The 21,176-nt window shown below is 71.9% G+C and carries 20 protein-coding genes and 1 tRNA gene; 7 read left to right on the forward strand and 14 right to left on the reverse strand.

Going from position 1 to position 21,176, the window contains the following annotated elements; genetic code table 11:
- Positions 1–129 precede the first annotated feature (129 nt).
- A complete protein-coding gene (locus tag VXC91_RS21645) occupies positions 130–792 on the forward strand; it encodes a class I SAM-dependent methyltransferase (RefSeq protein WP_408057438.1) in 663 nt (220 codons plus the stop codon).
- Here the strand turns inward: VXC91_RS21645 and VXC91_RS21650 are convergent, their stop codons facing one another.
- Together VXC91_RS21650 and VXC91_RS21655 are read right to left on the reverse strand one after the other, a co-directional pair.
- Positions 793–1,167, reverse strand: coding sequence for a fic family toxin-antitoxin system, toxin component (locus VXC91_RS21650; RefSeq protein WP_329508955.1), 375 nt, complete (start codon positions 1,165–1,167; stop codon positions 793–795). It abuts the gene before it with no gap.
- A 4-nt stretch (positions 1,168–1,171) separates the two neighbouring features.
- Positions 1,172–1,435, reverse strand: a complete 264-nt coding sequence (locus VXC91_RS21655; protein ID WP_329508956.1) for an antitoxin — start codon at positions 1,433–1,435, stop codon at positions 1,172–1,174.
- A 214-nt stretch (positions 1,436–1,649) separates the two neighbouring features.
- Here VXC91_RS21655 and VXC91_RS21660 point away from each other — a divergent pair, with 214 nt between their 5' ends.
- Together VXC91_RS21660 and VXC91_RS21665 are read left to right on the forward strand one after the other, a co-directional pair.
- Positions 1,650–2,459, forward strand: a complete 810-nt coding sequence (locus VXC91_RS21660) for an ABC transporter ATP-binding protein (protein WP_329508957.1) — start codon at positions 1,650–1,652, stop codon at positions 2,457–2,459.
- Between the two features lie 7 nt (positions 2,460–2,466).
- The gene (locus VXC91_RS21665) at positions 2,467–5,034 is read left to right on the forward strand and encodes an ABC transporter permease (RefSeq protein WP_329508958.1); all 2,568 of its coding nucleotides are present in this window, start codon (positions 2,467–2,469) and stop codon (positions 5,032–5,034) included.
- A gap of 16 nt (positions 5,035–5,050) precedes the next feature.
- On the opposite strand, the gene selB is transcribed toward VXC91_RS21665, so the two are convergent.
- From selB to VXC91_RS21680, 3 genes are all read right to left on the reverse strand, one after another.
- The gene (selB, locus tag VXC91_RS21670) at positions 5,051–7,060 is read right to left on the reverse strand and encodes a selenocysteine-specific translation elongation factor (protein ID WP_329508974.1); all 2,010 of its coding nucleotides are present in this window, start codon (positions 7,058–7,060) and stop codon (positions 5,051–5,053) included.
- A 2-nt stretch (positions 7,061–7,062) separates the two neighbouring features.
- Positions 7,063–8,382 (reverse strand): L-seryl-tRNA(Sec) selenium transferase, encoded by a 1,320-nt coding sequence (gene selA, locus VXC91_RS21675; protein ID WP_345125737.1) that lies wholly within the window; start codon positions 8,380–8,382, stop codon positions 7,063–7,065.
- A gap of 23 nt (positions 8,383–8,405) precedes the next feature.
- Positions 8,406–8,499, reverse strand: a tRNA-Sec gene (locus VXC91_RS21680).
- Positions 8,500–8,555: 56 nt separating this feature from the next.
- On the opposite strand from VXC91_RS21680, the gene selD reads away from it, so the two are divergent.
- Entirely contained in the window at positions 8,556–9,596 is a 1,041-nt protein-coding gene (selD, locus tag VXC91_RS21685) for a selenide, water dikinase SelD (RefSeq protein WP_329508960.1), read from the forward strand.
- A 55-nt stretch (positions 9,597–9,651) separates the two neighbouring features.
- Here selD and VXC91_RS21690 read toward each other — a convergent pair whose 3' ends face one another.
- From VXC91_RS21690 to VXC91_RS21730, 9 genes are all read right to left on the reverse strand, one after another.
- Positions 9,652–10,590 carry a penicillin-insensitive murein endopeptidase gene (locus tag VXC91_RS21690; RefSeq protein WP_329508961.1) on the reverse strand — a complete coding sequence of 313 codons (939 nt, stop codon included), beginning with the start codon at positions 10,588–10,590 and terminating at the stop codon, positions 9,652–9,654.
- A gap of 46 nt (positions 10,591–10,636) precedes the next feature.
- Positions 10,637–12,391: a glycoside hydrolase domain-containing protein gene (locus VXC91_RS21695; protein ID WP_329508962.1), complete on the reverse strand. Its 1,755-nt coding sequence runs from the start codon at positions 12,389–12,391 to the stop codon at positions 10,637–10,639.
- Between the two features lie 262 nt (positions 12,392–12,653).
- Positions 12,654–13,388 (reverse strand): D-Ala-D-Ala carboxypeptidase family metallohydrolase, encoded by a 735-nt coding sequence (locus VXC91_RS21700; protein WP_329508963.1) that lies wholly within the window; start codon positions 13,386–13,388, stop codon positions 12,654–12,656.
- Positions 13,389–13,722: 334 nt separating this feature from the next.
- On the reverse strand, positions 13,723–14,226 hold the full coding sequence (locus VXC91_RS21705; RefSeq protein ID WP_329508964.1) for a hypothetical protein: 504 nt from the start codon (positions 14,224–14,226) through the stop codon (positions 13,723–13,725).
- Between the two features lie 72 nt (positions 14,227–14,298).
- On the reverse strand, positions 14,299–14,514 hold the full coding sequence (locus VXC91_RS21710) for a hypothetical protein (RefSeq protein WP_329508965.1): 216 nt from the start codon (positions 14,512–14,514) through the stop codon (positions 14,299–14,301).
- Positions 14,515–15,432 carry a peptidoglycan-binding domain-containing protein gene (locus VXC91_RS21715; RefSeq protein WP_329508966.1) on the reverse strand — a complete coding sequence of 306 codons (918 nt, stop codon included), beginning with the start codon at positions 15,430–15,432 and terminating at the stop codon, positions 14,515–14,517. It lies immediately after the preceding gene.
- Complete coding sequence (locus tag VXC91_RS21720) at positions 15,429–16,022, reverse strand: thioredoxin domain-containing protein (protein ID WP_329508967.1); 594 nt, start codon at positions 16,020–16,022, stop codon at positions 15,429–15,431. The genes VXC91_RS21715 and VXC91_RS21720 overlap by 4 nt, the downstream gene beginning before the upstream one ends.
- Positions 15,998–16,660 (reverse strand): MauE/DoxX family redox-associated membrane protein, encoded by a 663-nt coding sequence (locus tag VXC91_RS21725; protein WP_329508968.1) that lies wholly within the window; start codon positions 16,658–16,660, stop codon positions 15,998–16,000. The genes VXC91_RS21720 and VXC91_RS21725 overlap by 25 nt, the downstream gene beginning before the upstream one ends.
- Before the next feature lie 7 nt (positions 16,661–16,667).
- The gene (locus VXC91_RS21730; RefSeq protein ID WP_329508969.1) at positions 16,668–17,369 is read right to left on the reverse strand and encodes a hypothetical protein; all 702 of its coding nucleotides are present in this window, start codon (positions 17,367–17,369) and stop codon (positions 16,668–16,670) included.
- 390 nt (positions 17,370–17,759) lie between these two features.
- Between VXC91_RS21730 and VXC91_RS21735 the strand changes: the two genes are divergently transcribed.
- The 3 genes from VXC91_RS21735 to VXC91_RS21745 all read left to right on the forward strand — a co-directional run bounded on the left by VXC91_RS21735 (position 17,760) and on the right by VXC91_RS21745 (position 21,058).
- Positions 17,760–19,085 carry a hemolysin family protein gene (locus VXC91_RS21735; RefSeq protein ID WP_329508970.1) on the forward strand — a complete coding sequence of 442 codons (1,326 nt, stop codon included), beginning with the start codon at positions 17,760–17,762 and terminating at the stop codon, positions 19,083–19,085.
- A complete protein-coding gene (locus tag VXC91_RS21740; RefSeq protein WP_329508971.1) occupies positions 19,082–20,113 on the forward strand; it encodes a hemolysin family protein in 1,032 nt (343 codons plus the stop codon). The genes VXC91_RS21735 and VXC91_RS21740 overlap by 4 nt, the downstream gene beginning before the upstream one ends.
- Before the next feature lie 105 nt (positions 20,114–20,218).
- A complete protein-coding gene (locus VXC91_RS21745) occupies positions 20,219–21,058 on the forward strand; it encodes an SGNH/GDSL hydrolase family protein (protein WP_329508972.1) in 840 nt (279 codons plus the stop codon).
- The last annotated feature ends 118 nt before the right edge of the window (positions 21,059–21,176 follow it).

Raw genomic sequence — 21,176 nt, forward strand, 5'->3', positions numbered from 1 at the left:
ATCACCTCGTGGCACCGGGCCGGCGTACGCGGCGTTCACCGGACGGTGTTCACCGGGCGGCCGGGCGTGCGTGCGCCGGGCGTGTCCTGGGGAGAATTCCGGTATCGCCCGCCCACCGGGAGGCCCGTCATGTCGCCTCGCGCAGCCCAGGACATCGTCCACCACCCCCTTTTCGCCCGCTTCTACGCCCGGTTCAGCGTGGCCGCCGAACGGACCGTCGGCCCGCACCGGGACGAGCTCCTCGCAGGTCTGTCGGGACGTGTGATCGAGATCGGCGCGGGTAATGGTCTGAACTTCGCCCACTACCCGGACACGGTGGCCGAGGTGGTCGCCATCGAACCGGAGCGTGCGCTGCGGCAGTTGGCGGCGACCGCGGCCCTGCGCGCCGACGTGCCGGTGGACGTGGTACCGGGCGCGGCGGAGGCGCTGCCGGTGAAGAGCGAGGCCTTCGACGCGGCGGTCGTCTCGCTGGTGCTGTGCAGCGTGCGGGATGTCACGCGCGCCCTGACGGAGATTCGGCGTGTGCTGCGTCCGGGTGGGGAGCTGCGGTTCTTCGAGCACGGCCGGGGCGGCGGGCGGGCAATGGCGGTGACCCAGTGGACGCTGGACCGCACCGTGTGGCCGCGGCTCTTCGGCAACTGCCACGTCGGCCGCGACCCGCTCGCCGCGATCAGGTCGGCAGGCTTCGAACCGGGCCCCTGCCGCCAGGTACTGGTTCCGCCCAAGGGGCCCCGACTGCCTTCCTCGTACTGTGTCCTGGGCACGGCCCGGCGGCCCGGCTCCGAGGAGTAGTCACAGACTCCAGTGCCGCAGTTCCTGCGCGATGTCGTGCACCGACGCCTCTCCGCTCTTCACCAACCGGGCGAGGTCGCGCACCTGTTCCGCCGATGTGACGACCTTGACGCCGCTGGCGACCAGATAGCCGTAGGCGACCGCGGAGGCGAACAGCGCGTTCGAGCGCTCCAGCGCCGGGACGTGCAGCAGCAGTTGGAGCAGGGCGGCGGCACGGGCGTACGGACTGTCGTAGACGGGGACACCGAATATCTCCGCCTCGTGCCGGCTGACCGCGGCGACGAGCGCACCCCAGTCGGTGACCTGCGGGTCGCCCGGTGTCTTCTGTTCTGCGACCATCAGCAGCCAGGCGAGGTCGACGGCGAGGTTGCTCAACGGTTCAGTGACGACCTTCGCTCCGGTGCCCGGCCGAGTCCTCGCCCCGGCCCTCGCGGGCGGCGCCGAACTCCTCCACGAAGACGGACTCGTACTGCTTCATGAAGTCGGCGGCGGCCTCGACGAAGGTGTGGCCGGCCTCTCCGGTGTCCTGCCGGACCAGCTCTTCTATGTACCGGTTGACGCTCATGCCACGCTCCAGTGCGCGCTCGCGGGCGGCTCGGGCGGTGTCCTCGTCCACCCGCACGTTCAGCTGGGTCTTCGCCATACCTCGACGCTAGCGCGACGGCGCTAGCACCGGCAAGGGCACGGCGGGATTCCACCGCAGGGTGGAAGGTGTCCCTTACACCGGCCTCAGGGGCACGACCTTCGGTGGAGAGGCGCTCGAACTTCGGGGGGATACCGGCTGTGCGGTGCGTCACACTACGCTCTGCAGACAGGGTGACCGGAAAGTGGGGACGTCCACGAACGAGGAGGCGGTCTTGTCCACTGCTGCTGCCGAGCACGCCCGGGGTCGGTCGGAGGCGGACGACACCGCTGCCCGCGCCCGGGGCCTGACGAAGGCGTACGGCTCGGGCGAGACGACGGTGCTCGCCCTCGACGCGGTCGACGTGGACATCGCACGCGGCCGCTTCACCGCCGTCATGGGGCCCTCGGGATCGGGGAAGTCCACGCTGATGCACTGCCTGGCGGGACTCGACACCGTGTCGGCCGGCCAGGTGTGGCTGGGCAACACCGAGATCACCGGGCTGAAGGACCGCGAGCTGACGCGATTGCGCCGGGACCGGATCGGCTTCATGTTCCAGTCGTTCAATCTGATCCCGACACTGAACGCGGCCGAGAACATCACGCTCCCCATGGACATCGCAGGCCAGAAGCCCGACCCGAAGTGGGTCGACCAGGTGATCGACACACTGGGGCTGCGGGACCGGTTGAAGCACCGCCCGGCGCAGCTGTCCGGCGGGCAGCAGCAGCGCGTCGCCTGCGCCAGGGCGCTCGCCTCGCGCCCCGAGCTGATCTTCGCGGACGAGCCGACGGGCAACCTGGACTCCCGGGCGGGACTGGAGGTGCTCGGCTGTCTCCGTGAGGCGGTGGACGGGCTGGGGCAGACTGTCGTCATGGTCACACACGACCCCGGCGCGGCCGCCCACTCCGACCTCGTGCTCTTCCTCGCGGACGGGCGGATCGTGGACCGGATGGAGCAGCCCACGGCGGAAGCCGTGCTCGAGCGCATGAAGCGTTTCGACACGATCCGGGCGATCTCGGGCGACACATCCGGCCGCGAGGGCTGATGCCACCGTGCTCAAGGCGACTCTGCGCAGCTTCCTCGCGCACAAGGGGCGGCTCGCACTCTCGGCGCTGGCCATCGTCCTGTCCGTGGCGTTCGTCGCGGGCAGTCTGATCTTCTCTGACACGGTCACCCGGACTTTCGACCGGTTGTTCGCCTCCACGGCGGCTGATGTGACCGTGAGTCCCAAGGAGGATCTGACCTCGCAGATCCCGTCCGGGGTGACCGCGACGCTGCCCGCCTCGCTGGCCGCCCGGATCGCCAAGGTCGACGGCGTCGCCGCCACCCATGTGGACGCCGCCGTCACCGACCTCACGGTCGTCGACAGCAGGAACGACCCGGTGGGACCGACCACCGGCGCCCCCACCATCGCCAAGAACTGGTACGTCACCGAGCGCAGCCCGGTCGAACTCACCTCCGGACATGCGCCACAGGGCCCCGGCGAGGCGCTCCTGGACGCCGACACCGCCCGGCACAAGCACGTGGCGATCGGCGACACACTCACCGTGCTGGCCCGGCCCGGTTCGTTCACGGTACGGGTCGTCGGGATCGCCACCTTCACGACCACCAACCCGGGCGCCGCCCTGGTCTTCCTGGACACCCCGACCGCCCAGGCCGAACTGCTCGGCAGCCCCGACGCGGCCACGAGCATCGCGGTCGACACAGCCCCGGGTGTCAGCGACGCCCAGCTCAAGCAGCGGATCGCGACGGAGCTCGGTTCCTCGGCCTACGATCTGAAGACCGCGAGCGAACAGGCCAAGTCCGACACCGACCGACTCGGTGCGTTCCTGGACGTGATCAAGTACGTGATGCTGGGGTTCGCGGGCGTCGCCGTACTCGTGGGCGTGTTCCTCATCGTCAACACGTTCTCCATGCTCATCGCCCAACGCACCCGCGAACTGGGCTTGCTGCGCGCCCTGGGCGCCGACCGGCGGCAGGTGCGCCGGTCCGTGCTGACGGAGGCGATGCTGCTCGGCGTGGTCGGCTCGACGCTGGGGCTGGCCGCGGGCATCGGGCTCGCGGCCGCACTCATCCGGCTGATGAGCGCCTTCGGCATGAACCTCAAGTCCACCGAGATGGTGATCGGCTGGGCGACCCCGGTCGCCGCCTATGTGGTCGGGGTCGGGGTGACCTTCGTCGCCGCATACCTCCCGGCGCGACGCGCGGCCGGCGTGTCCCCCATGGCGGCCCTGACCGACGCGGAGGTCGCCGGCGTCGGGCGGCCTCTGAAGCTGCGCGCGGTGGCCGGAGCGATCGTCGGCGCGCTCGGCGTGGCCGCGCTGGCGGGGTGCGCCCGGGCGACGAAAACCGCGCCGGCGGCCTCACTGCTGGGACTCGGGGTGGTCCTCACCCTCGTCGCGACCGTCATCGCGGGACCGCTGCTCGTGCGACCGGTGATCCGTGTGCTGGGCGGCGCCTTCCCGGCCCTGTTCGGCTCGATCGGACGGATGAGTCAGCGCAACGCCCTGCGCAACCCGCGTCGCACCGGCACCACCGCGTCGGCACTGATGGTGGGGCTCGCACTGGTGGGCGGGATGTCGGTGGCGAGCGCGTCCATGTCCACGTCGTTCGACCAGCAGATCGACAAGACGCTGGGCGCCGACTTCGTGGTGCAGAACAGCAACTTCCAGCCCTTCCCACAAGAGATCACCGAACGGGTCCGCGCCACGGAAGGCGTCGGGCTCGTCGTGCGCCAGCGGTTCACGCCTGTCGCGGTACAGCTGCCGGACGGCAAGCTCGTCGAGTCGACGGCCGCCGGCTACGATCCGCGGCTCGACGACGTCGCCCACATCACGTACACCCAGGGCGACACCACCGCGGCCCTCGCGGACGGCGCGATCGCGATGGACAAGAAGTTCGCAGCGAGTCACGACGTCCGCGTCGGCAGTACGGTCCCCGTCCGGTTCCCGGCCGGGCGCCACGCCGATCTCAGCGTCGGCGCGCTCACCGACCAGGGCGGATCGGGCGGCTTCGGCATGCAGGGCGGACTGTACTTCGGGATGGCGACGCTCCAGAAGTACGTGCCGGACGGGCAGGACTCCGGCCTGTATGTGAATACCGCCCCCGGTACCTCCAAGGACGGGTTGCGCTCGCGCCTGGAGAAGGCCCTCGACCCGTACCCCCAGGTCCAGGTCCGCGACCAGGCCGACTACAAGAAGCTGGTGCACGACCAGATCGCGGTGCTGCTCTATCTCGTGTACGCGCTGCTCGGCCTGGCGATCGTCATCGCGGTACTCGGGGTCGTCAACACCCTTGCCCTGTCCGTCGTCGAACGCACCCGCGAGATCGGTCTGCTGCGTGCGATCGGGCTCGCCCGACGGCAACTGCGGCGGATGATCCGGCTGGAGTCGGTGGTGATCGCCGTGTTCGGCGCCGTGCTCGGGCTGGCACTGGGACTCGTATGGGGCGTGTGCACCCAGCAGGTGCTCGCGCTGCAGGGGATGAAGGCGCTGGAGATCCCGTGGGGCACGATCATCGCCGTGGTCGTGGGATCGGCGGTCGTGGGCGTGGTCGCGGCGCTGCTGCCCGCCTTGCGCGCGTCGCGCATGAATGTGCTGGCGGCTATCGCACACGAATGATGTACTCGGCACGCACTCAAGTCGCTTGCAGCTGAGGGCCTCCCCCGAGCTTGGACTTCTGCGTGAACCGAGCATCCTGCGCACCCGGCCGGAGCGGGAGGCCCCGCCCCTTCACCGCATCAGGGGTGACGCCGCCGTCGGACGACCTGCTGAGAGCTGCGCGCGAGGAGCTCGCGGGGTGGGCGGCGGGACGGGGCTGCGGCAACACCCCGGACAGCTCCAGCGGGAACACCGGGTTCAGGGTGGGGCGGTGAGCGGGCGCCGGCCGACCGCGTGGTGCGCAGCGGCGGCGCTTGTCGGGAAGCAGTTCCGTGATGCCCTGACCGTCGCAGTGCTCCAGCAGGGGAACCGTGACGCGGCGGCTGGTCTCCAGGGCGCGGCTCGCCGTTCCCACGGTGAACGGCTGGTCGAGTTCGCTCAGCCGGTCGGCCGCCAGCCGGGGGGCGTCCGGCAGCAGCACCACGTGCTCCGCGAGCCGCAGTACGGCCCCGTGGCGGACCGCCGCGGCGAGCTCGCGGCGGCCGAGGCCGAGTTCCGCCAGCCGCTGGGCCTGAGGCGCGGCGAACGGCCGGCCCGCGAGCTCGGCGGTGAGGCGGCCCACCGCATCCGCAACGGCGGCGGGCAGGGAATCGGGCCCGGCGGTCACGCGCCCGAGGCTCAGCCGCAGGGGTGGTGTGACCAGTGCCTCCACCAGGGGCGCGGAGGGCAGTCCGAGGCGGTGCCGAGCGATATCCACCGGTACGCCCTGCTCGGCCGGCCGCTCGGTCCGGTATGCCGCGACCAGTTCGGCCAGCCTGGCGCGCAGGGAGGTCCAGTGGGCGGGCTCGGCGAGCCAGTCGCCCGCGACCGCCGCGGTGCGGACGGCCACCCCCATCGCGGTCAACTCCTCGCGCGTGACCAGCAGTCGGCGCCGCAGCTCGTCCGCCTCGATCGGAGTGCCGCGAGCATCGCCCAGTTCGGCCGCGCGCCGTGCCGCGGCGCCACGGCGACGCAGTTCCGGTGGCCGGGGGTCGAGCACCGTCAGCCCGGCCAGCACCCGCCGCAGACCCGGATCGCGCAGCACCGCACGGTCACCGATGCGCAACGGCAGCGGCGCCGACAGGGTCAGCCGGACGATGTCCCCACCGAGCGGGCGTACGCGTACCGGCACGGCGGCCGAGCCGATATGGGCGACGGCGGTGCGGGGCAGTTCCCTGGCCGGTGTTCCGTCGTGTACGCGCACGTCGCAGCATAGACAGGGGACGAAGCTGCCGGGGGTGAGCAGTGCGTCGCCGCGGCCCGTCGACTGCTTGTCGAGACCGCGGAGGTTGACGGCGAGCCGGGCCGTCGCCCGCACCAGGCCGGTCTCCTCGCCGAGGGCCTGCAGCGCCCTGACGCGCACGGAACGGGCGGAGCGGGCGGTCACCAGGACGTCGCCCCGGCGGATCCGGCCCGCACCGAGCGTGCCGGTGACGACCAGCCCGCTGCCGCGCACGGTGAAGGCGCGGTCGATCCACAGCCGCACCGGGGCGTCGGCGTCCCCGTCCGGCAGCCGCCCGGCCAGCCGGTCGAGGGCCGCGCGCAACTCGGCGAGGCCCGCGCCGGTACGGGCGCTGACGGCCACGGCCTCGACGGCGCCGAGCGTGCTGGAACTGATCCTGTCCAGTGCCTGCGCCGTGGCCGGGCCCGGGTCGGCCAGGTCGGAGCGGGTGATGGCAAGCAGCCCCTGCCGTACGTCCAGGGCGTCCACGGCGGCGAGGTGCTCGGTGGACTGGGGCTTCCAGCCCTCGTCCGCCGCGACGACGAAGAGTACGGCGGGCACGGGCCCCACACCGGCCAGCATGGTGGGAACGAACCTCTCGTGTCCCGGGACGTCGACGAACGCGAGCCGCTCGCCCGACGGCAGATCCGTCCATGCGAAGCCCAGGTCGATGGTCAGACCACGGCGCCGCTCCTCCGCCAGCCGGTCCGGGTGGGTGCCGGTCAGCGCGTGGATCAGCGTGCTCTTGCCGTGGTCGACATGCCCGGCCGTCGCGACGACCCGCATGCTCACCGGCCCGCCGCGCGCAGCACCGCGGCGAGGACATCGCCGTCGCAGGCGTCCGGCACGCACCGCAGATCCAGCAGCAGCCGGCCGCGCACCACCCGGCCCAGCACGGCCGGTTCACCGGTGCGCAGCGGTGCCGCAAGGCCGTCGGGCAGGCTCACCGCACAGGACGGCAGAGCGGTCCCGGGGGCGCCCCCGCCTCCGACCACCGCCTCACAGGGCACGACGCGCGCGTCCAGGCCCCGGCGTGCAAGGTACCCGGCCAGGCGCAGCGTGCGGGTGCGCAGCTGCGGCAGCGGCAGGTGCAGGGCGGCGTGCACGGGCGGCTCGGGACCCCGCAGTGTCGCCTCCAGTGCGGCCAGGGTGAACTTGTCCACGCGCAGCGCGCGGGCCAGCGGATGGCGGCGCATCCGCTCCACCACGTCCGCGCGGCCGAGGACCAGTCCCGCCTGAGGGCCGCCGAGCAACTTGTCCCCGCTGGCGGTGACCAGCGTGGCCCCGGCACGCAGCATGGTGGACGCGTCCGGCTCGTCCGGCAGCAGCGGGTCCGGCCGGAGGAGGCCGGAGCCGATGTCGACCACCACGGGCAGATCGAGCGCCGCCAGTTCGCCGGCGTCCACACCTTGGGTGAAGCCGCTCACCGTGAAGTTCGACGGGTGGATCTTGAGGATGAAGCCGGTGTCCGGGCCGGCGGCGTCAGCGTAGTCGTCCAGACGGGTCCGGTTGGTGGTGCCGACCTCGCGTATCCGGGCGCCGCAGGAGGCCAGCAGCTCGGGTATCCGGAAGCCGTCGCCGATCTCCACGAACTCGCCCCGGCTGAGCAGGACCTCGCACCCCGCGGCCAGTGTGGCCACGGCCAGGGCGAGGGCGGCGGCCCCGTTGTTGACCACGTGCACGGCCTCTGCGGCCGGTACGGCCTCCCGCAGGGCCGCCATGGCGCTGCGGCCGCGCGGCGCCCGTCTGCCGGTGGCCAGGTCCAGCTCGACGTCCGTGTACCCGCCGACCGCCGCCATCGCCTCCAGCGCGGACGGCGACAGCGGAGCCCGTCCCAGATTGGTGTGCAGCACCACACCCGTTGCGTTGTGCACGGGGCGCAGACCGGCCGCGTGTGCGGGGAGCGCGGCGAGCGCGGCACCGACGGCGTCGTCCGGCCCGATCCGCCCTTCGCGTACGGCCTGCTGGGCGGTGGCGACCGCGGCCTTGACGACGGTCCTGCCCAGCCGTGCGGACGCCTCGCTCAGCCGGGGATCGCCGAGCAGCAGCGTGGTGCTCGGCACTCGCCGCCGGGGATCCGCAGGCGGCTCCCGCCGCTCGTCCGCCACCCGCGCCACCCCGATCGAAGTCAGCGGAGGCGGACGGGAATCGAACCCGCCTGGCCCGGATCCCGGACCACACCGATTTTGAAGATCGGGAGGGGCACCAGCCCGCCCAACGCCTCCGGGGCAAGATTGTGATCCCCGCACACTGCTGCGGCAAGAGGTGAAATCATCGCCGTATGACGTCAGCCGGCCCCGCAGTCGCACCCGCCGCGCCTCTTCGGCTGACCCAGTACGCACACGGTGGCGGCTGCGCCTGCAAGATCCCTCCGGGTGAGCTGGAGGCGATGGTCGCGGGACTGATGCCGGGGCGGGGGCCGAGCGGAGGTCGTGTCGACGGCGACCGACTGCTCGTCGGACTCGACGACGGCGACGACGCCGCGGTCGTGCGCACCGCCGACGGCTCCGCCCTGGTGTCGACCGCCGACTTCTTCTCACCGGTCGTCGACGACGCTCGCGACTGGGGCCGGATCGCCGCCGCGAACGCGCTCTCCGACGTGTACGCGATGGGCGGCCGGCCCGTCGTCGCGCTCAATCTGCTGGGCTGGCCGCGAGACGTCCTGCCCGCCGAACTGGCCCAGGAGGTGCTGGCCGGAGCGCTCGAAGTCGCGGGCAGGGCGGACTGCTTCGTCGGCGGCGGGCACAGCATCGACAGCCCGGAGCCCCTCTACGGGATGGCTGTGACCGGCCTGGTGGACCCGGACCGGATGCTGCGCAACAACGCCGGGCGGCCGGGCGTGCCGCTCACCCTGACCAAGTCCCTGGGCGTCGGGATTCTCAACAACCGCCACAAGCGGACGGGCGAGGTCTTCCCGCACGCGGTCGCGAGCATGGCCGCGCTCAACGACCGCGCCAGTGCCGCGGCCCTGGAGGCCGGCGCCGTGTGCGCCACCGATGTGACCGGATTCGGGCTGCTCGGCCATCTGCACAAGCTGGCCCGCGCCAGCGCCGTCACCGCTGTGGTGGACGCCGCTGCCGTCCCCGTGCTCGACGGCGCCCGGGAGTCCCTGCGGGCCGGATACGTCAGCGGCGGCACGCGGCGCAATCTGGACTGGGTGCGCCCGTACCTGGACGCGGGGCGGACGAGCGACGACGAGCTGCTCGTGCTCGCCGACGCGCAGACCTCCGGCGGGCTGCTCGTCGCCGGGGAGGTGCCCGGACATCCGGTCATCGGGGAACTGGTCCCCGCCGTCCCCGGTATGACACTGGTGATCCGCTGAGTGCCGCGGTCGGCCGCGGACCCGCGGGCGACGCCCGGGGCCCGCGGCCGGCGCACTACCGGTAGCGGATGTGCAGGTGGTTGTCGTGGTTCGGGTAGCTCGTGGTCAGCCCCTCCGAGATCAGCTGCGGATCGTTGAAGAAGATCAGCTCGACATGGCCGGGGGCCTTCGCCCGGATCTCCTGTACGAGCCGGCGGGTGGCCGCACGGTCGTACGTCGACGACTGCCAGGTGATGCGCCCGGCGGTGCACTGGGCGGAGTCGGTGCGGATCGGCCACACGTCGATGTCCATCCCGACTTCGTGGCTGGCATGGCCGGGGATGTCGCCGCCGTGCTCGAAGCCCGCGTCACCGACCGGCAGCCGGCCGTTCCCGGTGCCGGCGAAGACGGCCGCGGCCGCCTCCAGCTCACCGACCGCGCCGGCCGTCGCCCAGTGGGCGTTGGCGTTGCCGTCGGGGCTCTGGGAGCACATCGTGCCGGCGCCGAAGTTGATGTTCTCGAAGTGCCACAGCAGGTTCTTCCACGTGGTCGGCCCGACCACGCCGTCCACACCGATCCCGGCGTGCGACTGGAAGGTGCGCACGGCCGAGTTGGTGGCGGGCCCGAAGTCCCCGTCGACCGCGAGGCCGGACCCCCGCTTGGCGTTGAGCAGCGACTGGACCGCCTTCACCGCCGGCCCGTTGTCGCCCTGCCGCACGGTGACGGCGAGCGCGCCCCAGGTGGCGGGCCCGACGATGCCGTCCGCGGTCAGGCCCTTGGACTGCTGGAAGCCCACCACCGCGCTCCGCGTACCCGAGCCGAAGACACCGTCCACGGCCACGGTGCGGCCGTGCGTGGCGAGCAGGTGCTGCAGCGCGACGACGTCGGAGCCCCGGCTGCCGTTGCTCGCCAGCGGGAACGCGGCCTGGGCGAAGGCCTGCGCGGGGACGCCCAGTCCGAGGAGCAGACCGGCCACCGCAGTGAACAGCGTGATGATCCGTGCGAGTTGTCTCACGATTGCTTCCTCACTTTCCTGCACACCTCTCTGCTCACAGGTCTGCTCACTTTCCTGACTGGAGTGCGCCCCAGGTGGCGGGGCCGACGATGCCGTCGACGCTCAGCCGGCGCGAGGACTGGTAGTCGCGTACGCCCTGTTCGGTGCCCGGTCCGAAGTCGCCGTCGATGGCGATCGTCCGGCCGAGTGCGGCGGTCAGGGCGCGCTGCAGCCGGGTGACGGCTTCTCCCGTGGAGCCGTTCTGGATGGTCGGGGTGGATCCGCGGGACAGCAGGGCGGTCCAGGTCTTCGGGCCGATCACGCCGTCGGCCGTGAGCCCTCTGCTGGTCTGGAAGTTCTTGGCGGCGGTGGTCGTGGCGGGGCCGAATATCCCGTCCGGAGCTCCCGGGTCGTAGCCGGCGGCCTTCAGCAGGCACTGGGCCGCCTTGACCCGGTCGCCGGTCGAGCCGTTCTGGACGGTGGTGTACGAGGTGAAGTTGAGGTTCACCCCGGTGCAGGTGGGCGGGGGCGGGGTGCCGGTGCCCACGTCCAGGTAGTCGCGGTCGATGTTGATCGAGTAGCCACCGTAGGACTCGGTGACCTCGCCCACGTACTGGTGGATCCGCTGGTGGTTGGACCAATAGGTGGCCGGCACGTAGGTACCGGTGTTGGTGTCGGCTGCGCCGTTCCACCACGCGTAGAAGAGGTGGTCGACGCGGGTGTAGGCGCTGTTGTTGTACTCGCTGGCGGCGTCCTTGATGCCGGAGGCGGCGCTGGAGTAGAAGCCCGACAGATAACCGCTGCTGTGCAGCCGCTCGGTCCAGCCGGACAGGTACGACAGCACGGCCGCCTTGCAGGAGGCCGTGGAGGTGTACGCCTCGATGTCGCTGTAGATGGCGCTGCCCGCCGGGATACCGAGGTTCGACGCAGCGGTGACGGCGCCGGCTGCGGCGGTGACACCCTGGGACTTGGCGGTGGCCGGATCGGCGGACATCTTCAGCGAGTAGCTGGTGCACGGCGCCTGGCGGCCGACGTCGATGGGGAACAGACGCCAGCCGTTGTTGGTCTGGTTGGTCACCCAGCTCGCGGTCAGGTTCGGCTGGGCGCAGCCGCGGAACGAGCCGCTGATATAGACGCCGACCGCACTGTACGGCGAGCTCGTCTGCCAGGCGTTCATGGCGGCCTGCGAGGGTGCGGTGCAGGCGTCGAAGCCCTTGCCGAGGTAGCTGCCCGGCTGCGGCCCGGCCGCGACCAGGGGCGCTACCGCGGACTGCTGTGCTGCGCGGGGCAGTTCGGTGCGCTTGGCGCCCGCGGTGAGCTTCGCCGAGCCGAGGACGCCACGTACCAGGCTCTCGGTCGCCGGGGTGTGGGCGGCGGTGACGAGGACGCCGGCGTCCTCGACCGCGATCTGGATGGTGTCGTTGTCGGACGCAGCGGACGGCGCTGTGGCCTTGCCGGGCTGCGTCCGCGCGGTCGCCGCCGTCGCCTGGCCTGCCGAGCGCGCGGTGATGGGCTCGACGACGATGCCCGGCGTACGTCCGACGACCCGGGCGGGGCAGTCGTTCTGGTCGGCGGGCTCGCCTATGTAGACGGCGGGTCTGTCGAAACGGATGCAGGCACGCGGGTTCTCGGTCAGATCGACCACCTGCCAGTCGGCGGGCACGTCGATGCGGTAGCCGTGGTAGGTGACGGTCTGTCGGCTGTTCTCGGGCGGGGTAGCCGCCAGGGCGGGGCCGGGGACGGCGGATGCGCCGATACCGGCGAGCACCGCCAGCACGGCCGTCGCGGCGCGGGTGCGCCAGGGCATGCGGGACGACGACATCAGGGCACTCCTACTCGGGTGCGGAGATGAGTGGGGGAGATCGGCGCGGCGGGTGTGCTCCCGCGCCGGGCCGACCGGTGCCGGTGGCCGGCGCCTGGCCGGCCGCCTGCCTTTCGGGCAGTGCGGGGTACGCCCCCGGGCCGGAAACCGACCCGGGGGGAGACGAAGAGCGGTGCGCTCAGGGCCCGTTGCTCACACGCGCAACTGGGCGTGGTCGGACCAGCTGCTCAGACGCGCGACTGGACGCGGCCGGACTCGCCGCTCAGACGCCGCAATTGGGCGCGGACCAGGAGCGGCTGGTGCGTCCGTCCACGTGGGTGTGGTCGTTGTGGTCGGGATAGCCGGGACCGAAGATGCCGCCGAAGCCGTGGTAGCGGGCCCGCTGCGCCAGCGTGCAGAGCGACGGGTTGCCTACCAGATCGGCGGCGTCACCGTACAGATGCCGGCTGTTCGAGGCGCCCCCCACGGCGCTGTTGCAGGAGTACGAGCGGAATCCGCTGGTCACGACGAGCGGGGTGTCGCCCAGGGCGTGCCGCATGGCCTCGAGCTTCCACATCGTGCGCAGGGCGTTGGCCTTGGCCGTCGCGGCGCTGACCGCACCGCCGGACCAGGTGGAGTTGCACTTGTTGAGCTCGGCGTACGTGAAGTGGATGGGCGTGCAGTCCGGGTCCTGCAGCGCGTAGATCTTGCTGAACGTCTGGGGGCCCGCGACGCCGTCCGCCGCCAGTCCGTACGCCTGCTGGAACTTGGTGACCGCGGCCTTGGTCCGCGGGCCGAAGTTGCCGTCGACGGCGAGGATCTCGCCGAAGTCGACGTGCCCGGCCACCCGGATCTGCAGCTGGGTCACGTCGGCGCCCGACATGCCCTGGGACAGGGTGCGGCCCCAGGTGTAGCACTCGTCGGCCTGGGCCGGGCCGGCCGTGGCGAGCATGCCACCGAACGTTGCCGCCATGAGCATGACAATAGAAAGAACGAATTGGGTCGTACGTCGTAACATCGCGTACCTCCATACCGATTCCTGGGTTCCCCCCGAGGGGGCTGAGCAGAGTTTGACCGCGCAAACGCGGCGTGTCCACCACGTCACCGCACGCCACAGGGCCAGACCTCTGGCACAACCGGCCTGCAGGCAACGGTCGTTGTACTTTCCGTTGCGAATCGGTGTTCCGCCCCGCCTCGCGTTGCCTGCCCGGGAAGCGCCGCGGCGCCCGAGCCGACATGCGGTAGCGGCGCGCCGCAGGCGAAGGCGCACCACCGCACAACCGCCCGTCCACCACGACAGTGGGGCAGCTTCGTACGGCCTCGGCGCCGTGGCACGACATCGGGCCACGGCGCTACCGGAGCACCGCGCAGGCGACAGCGGCGATCAGCAGGGAGCACACCACGGTCATGCCGCCGAGCCGCCGCGCGAGCAGGTCGTCCCAGCCCTCTCCGTTGCCGGAGAGCCTGCGCAGGGCCGGGGTGAGGGCCCGGCCCGCACCGAAGCCGAGTCCGGCGGCCAGAGCGGGCGCGTACGAGCCCCCGGACAGCAGCACCGCGACCGCCAGCGCGTACGGAGCGCTCGCCGAGACATAGGTGCGCACACCCGTACCGAGCTCGAAGCCGAACTGCAGGGCGCCCCACGACAGATGGCGGCGCAGCACCTCCTGCGGTATCTGCCGGGCGTTCTGCGGCAGCCGCAGCGTCAGCCTGCCCGCGTCACGCAACGCGGCGAGCAGTGCCACGGCCACGATCAGCCCTCGCCGCCCGCCGGCCGGGAGCGGTGTGAACAGACCGGAGAACAGCCACAGCACCCCCGCCGTCAGTACTCCGCCGACCAGGAGACCGATGGTGAACACTCCAAGGACCAGCGCCTGTCTGTACGTTGCCCGCCAACCTGGCGAGGCCAGCGCGAACGCGCTGTTACGCGTTCAAACGGAGCCCGAGAGCGAGTAACCGGCAAGGCCGCCGGTGATCGCCCAGGTCAGCATGGGGGCGTAGAGAGCGGTGGCGATCGCAGCCGTCCCCAGGACCGCCACGGGGAGCACGGGATCGGTGAGCAGCGTCCGTACGCCTCGGGCACGGCCGGGCGGCCGGGGCACAGGACGGCCGGATTCCGCAGGGCGGTGGGACTCCGCAGTGCTCATCTAGACCGTCCCGGTCATCGTGCGCCAGGTGTTCTGGCCGACCACGCCGTCGGCGGTCAGGCCGTGCAGGGACTGGAACGAGACCACGGCCTGGCGTGTGAGCGGACCGAAGTTGCCGTCGACCGTGAGCGCGTAGCCGTGCTTGTTGAGCTGCCGCTGGGCACCGCGTACGGCGTTGTTCACGTCACCCTGGCGCACGGTGACGACCAGGACCGGCCAGGTGGCCGGACCGACGCTGCCCGTGGGGCTCAGTCCGTTCGCCGACTGGAACTCCTCGACCATCGCCTCGGTGTCGGGCCCGAAGATGCCGTCGACAGCCGTCGGATGGCCGTGGTGGGTGAGCAGGTGCTGGACGGTGTGGACGTCGGGCCCGGTGGCGCCGCGGCCGATGGTCGGCCAGGTCACGGCGCCGGGGCAGTCACAGTCGGTGGTCCAGCGGCAGATGGACTTCACCCAGCCGGAGCCGGTGTTGCGGTAGCCGTCGTGGCAGCGCCGCTCGATACCGCAGCCGCAGGTGCCGCAGGCCGCGCTGTAGCGCCACAGCCAGCCGTCGTAGGTACCGGCGTAGCACTGGTTGGGCCGCAGGGTCCACGTGACACCGTCCGACCGGTGGAAGCCGGTGTTCGTCCCTGACGTCACGCACGCGTCGGCGTAGACGGTGCTGGGCCCGCAGCCGGGGGAACAGTTGTGGTCCGCCGCGTAACTGGGGCACGCGCCGGTCCAGATGTCGTAGCCGTCGGCGTACGCCTGCCGGGCGGCGGAGAACACCCCCAGCGCGGCGAAGCCCGCGGCGGTCGCCGCCTGCAACACCGTGCGCCTGCGGGGCGCGAACGACGGCAGGGTCCCGCGCCTGATCCGCGAGCCGCGGCCGACGCCCCCGGACCGGCGAAGTGTGGGCACGTCGTTCAGCGACGTCATGACAGGCTCCTCGGCGTTGCGGGATGGATGTCGTCGAGCAACCGCAGCAGCGCGGTGGGCGAACCGAGCGGCTCCGAACGGGCGATCCGGCCCTCCGCGTCGACAGCCACCGCGTAGGGGGTGGCGGGGATGTCGTATGCCGTGAACAGGTCCGCTTGGCCGCCGCGGACCGGGACGGTGCCTTCGCCGGCCTCCGGCGCGGGGCCTGCGTAGAGCGCGAGCACCTGCGGGGCGACGGGGTCGGCGTCGCCCCGACCTTGGCCCAGGGCTTGGTCCTGGCTCAGGCCCTGGCGGATCGTCCAGGCTCCGGCTTCGGCGAGCACCTGGACGCAGGTGCTGCAATCGGCGTCGAGGAACAGCAGCAGCGCGGGGCGGCCCGGCGTCAGGAGGCGGTCGAGCCGGGCCGTGTCGTCCCGCCTGGCCGTGTCGAGCCCGGGTGCCGGCGCGCCGGGAGCGATGCCTGCCCGCCCGGGGCGGTGCGGCTGGGTGCGCGACAACTGGTGCACCTGCCTGACCAGTCCCGAGACGACCAGCGCGAGCAGCGCGATCGCCGCCCACGAGGCGATCAGGGCGCTGGTGGTGAAGTCCATCGCGACGACACTCCTTCTGTGGTCCGGTGCACGGTGGCGTTGGTCGGCGGATGGTCGTGGGCGGCGGTCGGCGCGGTCATCACCGGGGCCGGGGCCGGTCGCTGAACAGTGGCCGGGGCCGGCTCGTGCATGGCGGCGGGCAGGAACCACAGCAGCGCGGTGCAGGACGGTGCGGCGAGCATCAGCGTGACCAGCTCCGCCGTGGACAGCCGTACCGGTCCTGCCCCGGCGATGACCGCGCCGACCGCCGCGAGTCCGGCCAGGGCCGCGGCCCGCCGGGTCACCCAGCGGCTGAGGGGCAGATCCCGGCGTGAACAGCCGCACGGACCCCGACGACCGAGGGCGAGGACGTGCCGCGTGTAGAGCGCATAGAGCCCGAGGAGAGCGGCCCCCGCGGCGAGTACGCCTTGGAGCAGCCGCTGGTGACCCGTCGTCAGTGCGACCGCGCCGGCCACCCCCAGGGCGCCCTCGGTGACCGGCAGGACGACGGCCACGAACCGGCGCAACCGCGGTCCCAGCACGCCGTGCACCCGCAGTGCCTCGCCCAGGGCGGCGGGACGGGCCGCGTGGGAGCCCGTACCCACGAGCAGGCTCAGGACGACGATCGCGGCGGTGAGCCCGCCGTAGAAGCCGATCATCGCCGGGTCACCCGGTGAGCCGCAGCTTGAGCCGCCCGACGGCCTCGGGCACCCGCTCGACGGACGCCGACGCCAGCGGCACCACCGTGGCCCAGATCTCGGTGGAGGAGAGCACGAAGAACGGGCTGCCGTCGGAGAGCGTGTCGCGGAACAGCTCGCCGGACGCCACCGCCACCCCCTTCCAGGGCGGAAGCTGAGCGGTGTGTTCCTTCGTCCGCCGCGACAGCTCGAGCAGGCCGAGGCCGGGCACTTCTTTGATCAGCGTCGCGGGTCGCGTGAAGGCGCTCCCGGCCGACCTACTGGGCTGGAGAGTGAGCCCGTACTCGCTCTCGGCGATGCCCACCGACCGCAGCAGCCCGAGCACTTCGGTCACGCTCAGGCCGTACAAGCGGGTCACGAGTGCGTGGCGCTCGCCCCGCCATACGACGAGCAGCGGCCGCTCCACGAGCCCCGAGCGCGGCTCGCGCTCGATCGACTCGTAGACACGCAGCGTGCCCTTCTGGAAGGTGAGCTCGGAATCGGGCGCCCCGAGGCTCAGGGAAGAGGCGACATCGTCGCCCAATGTGGCCGGCCCGGCGGTGAACTCGACCAGGCGCGCACCGACGACCACCTCGACGGCCGAGGTGCACGGCGCCCGCAGATCGAGGTCGCCCTCCAGGCGGTACGTCCCGCCGTCGAGGGCGCGATGAGTGACGAACGATGCGACCATGTGCATCCTCCTGGGGGGCGCGGGGCGGAGCGGCACCGCGACCCCAGAGGAAGCTAGACAAGGGGCATGGACCTGTCAATCCATCAGAACAGGCGGACCGCCAGAGGCAGGGCCGCGATCCGGAGCCGAGCGCCGGGACCGTGGACTCGCCACCATGCATCGCGATCCGCGGGATACACGCCCGACGAACACTGACGTCGCTGGAAGAAACCCCTCACGACCTGAATGACTTTGCCGATCCTTTACCATGGAGTCGTCGAGCCCGCCCCTGGACGGGTCAACTCGTCCCACCATGGAAAGGTGTGAGCGTCCGCCGATGGGCGAGCCTTCCAGTACCCGACCTCGCGCGGTCCCCGCGTCCCTGGCCGATCCTGGGACGGAGGTGACCCGATGACCGAAGTGCTCCTCCTGCTGGTGGCGATCCTGCTGTCGCTCGCCTGTGGTGGGTTCGTCGCGGCGGAGTTCTCGCTCACCACGGTCGAGCGCAGTGCCCTGGAGCACGCGGCGCGGCGCGGCGAGCACGGCGCAGCAGGTGCCCTCAAGGCCGTCCGGAACCTGACTTTCCAGCTTTCCGGCGCCCAGCTCGGGATCACGGTCACCAACCTGGTGGTCGGCATGCTCGCCGAGCCGTCGATCGCCAAGTTGATCGCGGGTCCGCTCGGCTCGCTGGGGCTCTCGCGCTCCACGGCGACATCCTTCGCCCTGGTCATCGGCACGGGTCTGTCGACCGTGTTCTTGATGGTGGTCGGCGAGCTGGTGCCCAAGAACTGGGCGATCTCCTCGCCACTGGCCGTGGCCCGGCGCGTCGGCACGCCCCAGCGCTGGTTCAGCGCCGCCTTCCGCCCCTTCATCACCCACCTCAACAACACGGCGAACCATGTCGTACGCCGCTTCGGCCTCGAACCGGCCGAGGAGCTCGCCTCCGCGCGCGGCCCCCAGGAACTGGTGGCCCTCGCCCGGCACTCCGCCAAGGAGGGCGCTCTGGAGGCGGACACCGCCGAGCTGTTCGTCCGCACCCTCAACCTCGCCGACCTCACCGCCGAGAACGTGATGACGCCGCGCGTCCAGGTCATGGCCCTCGAGGCGCAGGCCACGTGCGAGGACGTGGCGAACGCGACCCGCGCGACCGGCCTGTCCCGCTTCCCCGTCTACCGCGGGAACCTCGACTCGGTCGTCGGCGTCGCGCACATCAGGGACGTGGTGGCCGTACCCGCCGAGAATCGGCAGCACTGCTCGGTCGCGCGGGCCATGCGCGAACCGCTCTTCGTCCCGGAGTCCCTCACCGTAGACAGGCTGCTCGACCGGCTCTCCGGCAAGAACACCATGGCCGTCGTCATCGACGAGTACGGCGGCACCGCCGGGGTCGTCACACTGGAGGACATCGTGGAGGAGGTCGTAGGCGAGGTCCACGACGAACACGATCCCCTGGAGGCACCCGACCTGGCCCCGGCCGGCAGGGACGGCACCGGTCGCACGCTCTACCTGGCCGACGGCTCGGCCCGCATGGACCAGCTCGCCCGCGTCGGGCTACGGGTGCCCGAAGGGCCGTACGAGACGCTTGCCGGGCTCGTCGCCACGGAACTCGGCCGTATACCCGTCAGGGACGACCACGTGGAGGTCTCCGGCTGGCGCCTGGACGTGGTGGACGCCTCGGGGCGTCGGGCCGCGCGCGTGCTCATGCGCGCGCCGCGCGCCGAGCGGGAGGGGGAGCAGTGACCGTCGTCCAGTTGTTGATCGGTCTGCTGACGCTCGTCGCGAACGCCTTCTTCGTGGGCGCCGAGTTCGCTCTGATCTCTGTCCGCCGCAGCCAGATCGAACCCCACGTCGAGGCCGGCGACCGGCGTGCCCGCAGCGTGCTGTGGGGCCTGGAACATGTGTCGACGCTGCTGGCGGCGGCACAACTCGGCATCACCCTGTGCACCCTGGTCCTCGGTGTGGTCGCCGAACCCGCGATCGAACATCTGCTGGAACCCGTGTTCCATGCGGTGGGCATTCCGCAGGGAGCGGGCCGCGTGGTGTCGTTCGTGATCGCGCTGACCCTGGCGACCTATCTGCACATGCTGTTCGGCGAGATGGTGCCGAAGAACGTCGCGCTCGCGGAGCCCGTGCGCTTGGCGCTGCTGCTCGGCCCTCCGCTCGTCGCACTGTCCCGGGCCCTGCGCCCGGTGATCTTCATCGTCAACGCCTTCGCGAACACCCTGCTCACGCTGTTGCGCGTGGAGACCAAGGACGAGGTGACCGCCACCTTCTCGGACGACGAGCTGGCGCGGCTCGTCAAGGCCTCCACCGCGGCCGGGCTCATCGACGACCGTGCCCAGGAGCGGCTGCACGACGCCCTGGAACTGGGCCGCCGGCCCGTCCGCGACGTGGTCGTCCCGCTGGAACGCGTGGTCTACACGCGCGTGGGCATCACTCCGGATCAGCTGGAACGGCTGTCTGCCGAGTCGAGATTCTCCCGCTTCCCCGTCGTGGACGACAACCGGCGGATCATCGGCTATCTGCACGTCAAGGACGCGCTGGAGGCGTCTCCGCCGGACGAACCGTTCCGGGTGCGGGACATCCGCGCCGTCCCGCGGGTGCGGGAGGACACACCGCTCGACGACGTGCTCACCGCCATGCGTCGCAGCCGTACACACCTGGCGGGGGTCATCGGCGAGGACGGCCGGCTGGCGGGGCTGGTGACGATGGAGGACGTACTGCGGGAGCTGTTCGGCCGGCGGCGCGAGCCGGGACAGGTCGGCTGACGGGGCCCCGCCGCTCGGTCGGCACGGCTCCGGGCGGGAGCCGTCTCAAGGTGGCGCGGGGTGACCGACCGGCGGGTATGCCCGCGGGATACCATCGACGGCGCCATGCAGACGAACCCCGAACACACCAGCCTGGTCGCCGTGGGCGACTCCTTCACCGAAGGCATGTCGGACCTGTTGCCCGACGGCTCCTACCGCGGCTGGGCCGATGTCCTCGCGGGCCGGATGGCGGCGCGATCGCCCGGTTTCCGGTATGCCAATCTCGCCGTGCGCGGCAAGCTGATCGGGCAGATCGTCGACGAGCAGGTGGCGGTCGCCGCCGCGATGCGGCCCGATGTGATCACGCTGGTCGGCGGCCTGAACGACACGCTGCGGCCCAAGTGCGACATGGGGCGGGTCCGGGGCCTGCTCACCGAGGCGGTGGAACGGCTGGCTCCCTCCTGCAAGCAGTTGGTGCTGATGCGCAGCCCAGGCCGGCAGGGCCCGGTCCTCGAACGCTTCCGGCCGCGCATGGAGGAGCTGTTCGCCTGCGTCGACGAACTCGCGGAGCGGCACGGCGCACGCGTGGTCGACCTGTACGGGGCGGCGTCGCTCGCCGATCCCCGCATGTGGGACGTCGACCGGCTGCATCTGACGGCAGAGGGACACCGCCGCGTGGCGGAGGCCGTGTGGCAGACGCTCGGGTACGAGGCCGAGGATGCCGAGTGGCGCACGGCACTGCCCCCGTCCGCGCCGCCGAGCTGGCTCACCCGCCGTACCGCGGACGTCCGCTTCACCCGGCAGCATCTGCTGCCCTGGATCGGACGCCGGCTCACGGGCCGCTCGTCGGGCGACGGCCGGACAGGCGCCCAGTTTAGCGCTGAGCTGGGCAAAGCCTTCTGGGTCACCCCTGCGGACCACGCAAACCCCGGCCCTGTGACGGACTGGCGACGAGTGGAGCCCTGACCCGGAGCCCCACCCGGCTGCCATGCACCGATTGAACGCGGGGCGCCGCCTCCCTCCCTGCCATCGCCCGCTGTACCTGCCTGCTGATTCAAGCGTGTGCGCCGTGGGTGCTCGGGTC

It is taken from the genome of Streptomyces chiangmaiensis (assembly GCF_036281785.1).
GTDB classification, from domain to species: Bacteria; Actinomycetota; Actinomycetes; order Streptomycetales; family Streptomycetaceae; genus Streptomyces; species Streptomyces chiangmaiensis.

Excerpts from the sequence above, each read along its gene's own strand:
- VXC91_RS21645 (WP_408057438.1), top strand. The coding sequence starts at position 130 with ATGTCGCCTCGCGCAGCCCAGGACATCGTCCACCACCCCCTTTTCGCC.
- VXC91_RS21655 (WP_329508956.1), bottom strand. The coding sequence starts at position 1,435 with ATGGCGAAGACCCAGCTGAACGTGCGGGTGGACGAGGACACCGCCCGA.
- selB (WP_329508974.1), bottom strand. The coding sequence starts at position 7,060 with ATGCGGGTCGTCGCGACGGCCGGGCATGTCGACCACGGCAAGAGCACG.
- selD (WP_329508960.1), top strand. The coding sequence starts at position 8,556 with ATGACGTCAGCCGGCCCCGCAGTCGCACCCGCCGCGCCTCTTCGGCTG.
- VXC91_RS21695 (WP_329508962.1), bottom strand. The coding sequence starts at position 12,391 with ATGTCGTCGTCCCGCATGCCCTGGCGCACCCGCGCCGCGACGGCCGTG.
- VXC91_RS21700 (WP_329508963.1), bottom strand. The coding sequence starts at position 13,388 with ATGTTACGACGTACGACCCAATTCGTTCTTTCTATTGTCATGCTCATG.
- VXC91_RS21710 (WP_329508965.1), bottom strand. The coding sequence starts at position 14,514 with ATGAGCACTGCGGAGTCCCACCGCCCTGCGGAATCCGGCCGTCCTGTG.
- VXC91_RS21715 (WP_329508966.1), bottom strand. The coding sequence starts at position 15,432 with ATGACGTCGCTGAACGACGTGCCCACACTTCGCCGGTCCGGGGGCGTC.
- VXC91_RS21720 (WP_329508967.1), bottom strand. The coding sequence starts at position 16,022 with ATGGACTTCACCACCAGCGCCCTGATCGCCTCGTGGGCGGCGATCGCG.
- VXC91_RS21725 (WP_329508968.1), bottom strand. The coding sequence starts at position 16,660 with ATGATCGGCTTCTACGGCGGGCTCACCGCCGCGATCGTCGTCCTGAGC.
- VXC91_RS21730 (WP_329508969.1), bottom strand. The coding sequence starts at position 17,369 with ATGGTCGCATCGTTCGTCACTCATCGCGCCCTCGACGGCGGGACGTAC.
- VXC91_RS21735 (WP_329508970.1), top strand. The coding sequence starts at position 17,760 with ATGACCGAAGTGCTCCTCCTGCTGGTGGCGATCCTGCTGTCGCTCGCC.
- VXC91_RS21745 (WP_329508972.1), top strand. The coding sequence starts at position 20,219 with ATGCAGACGAACCCCGAACACACCAGCCTGGTCGCCGTGGGCGACTCC.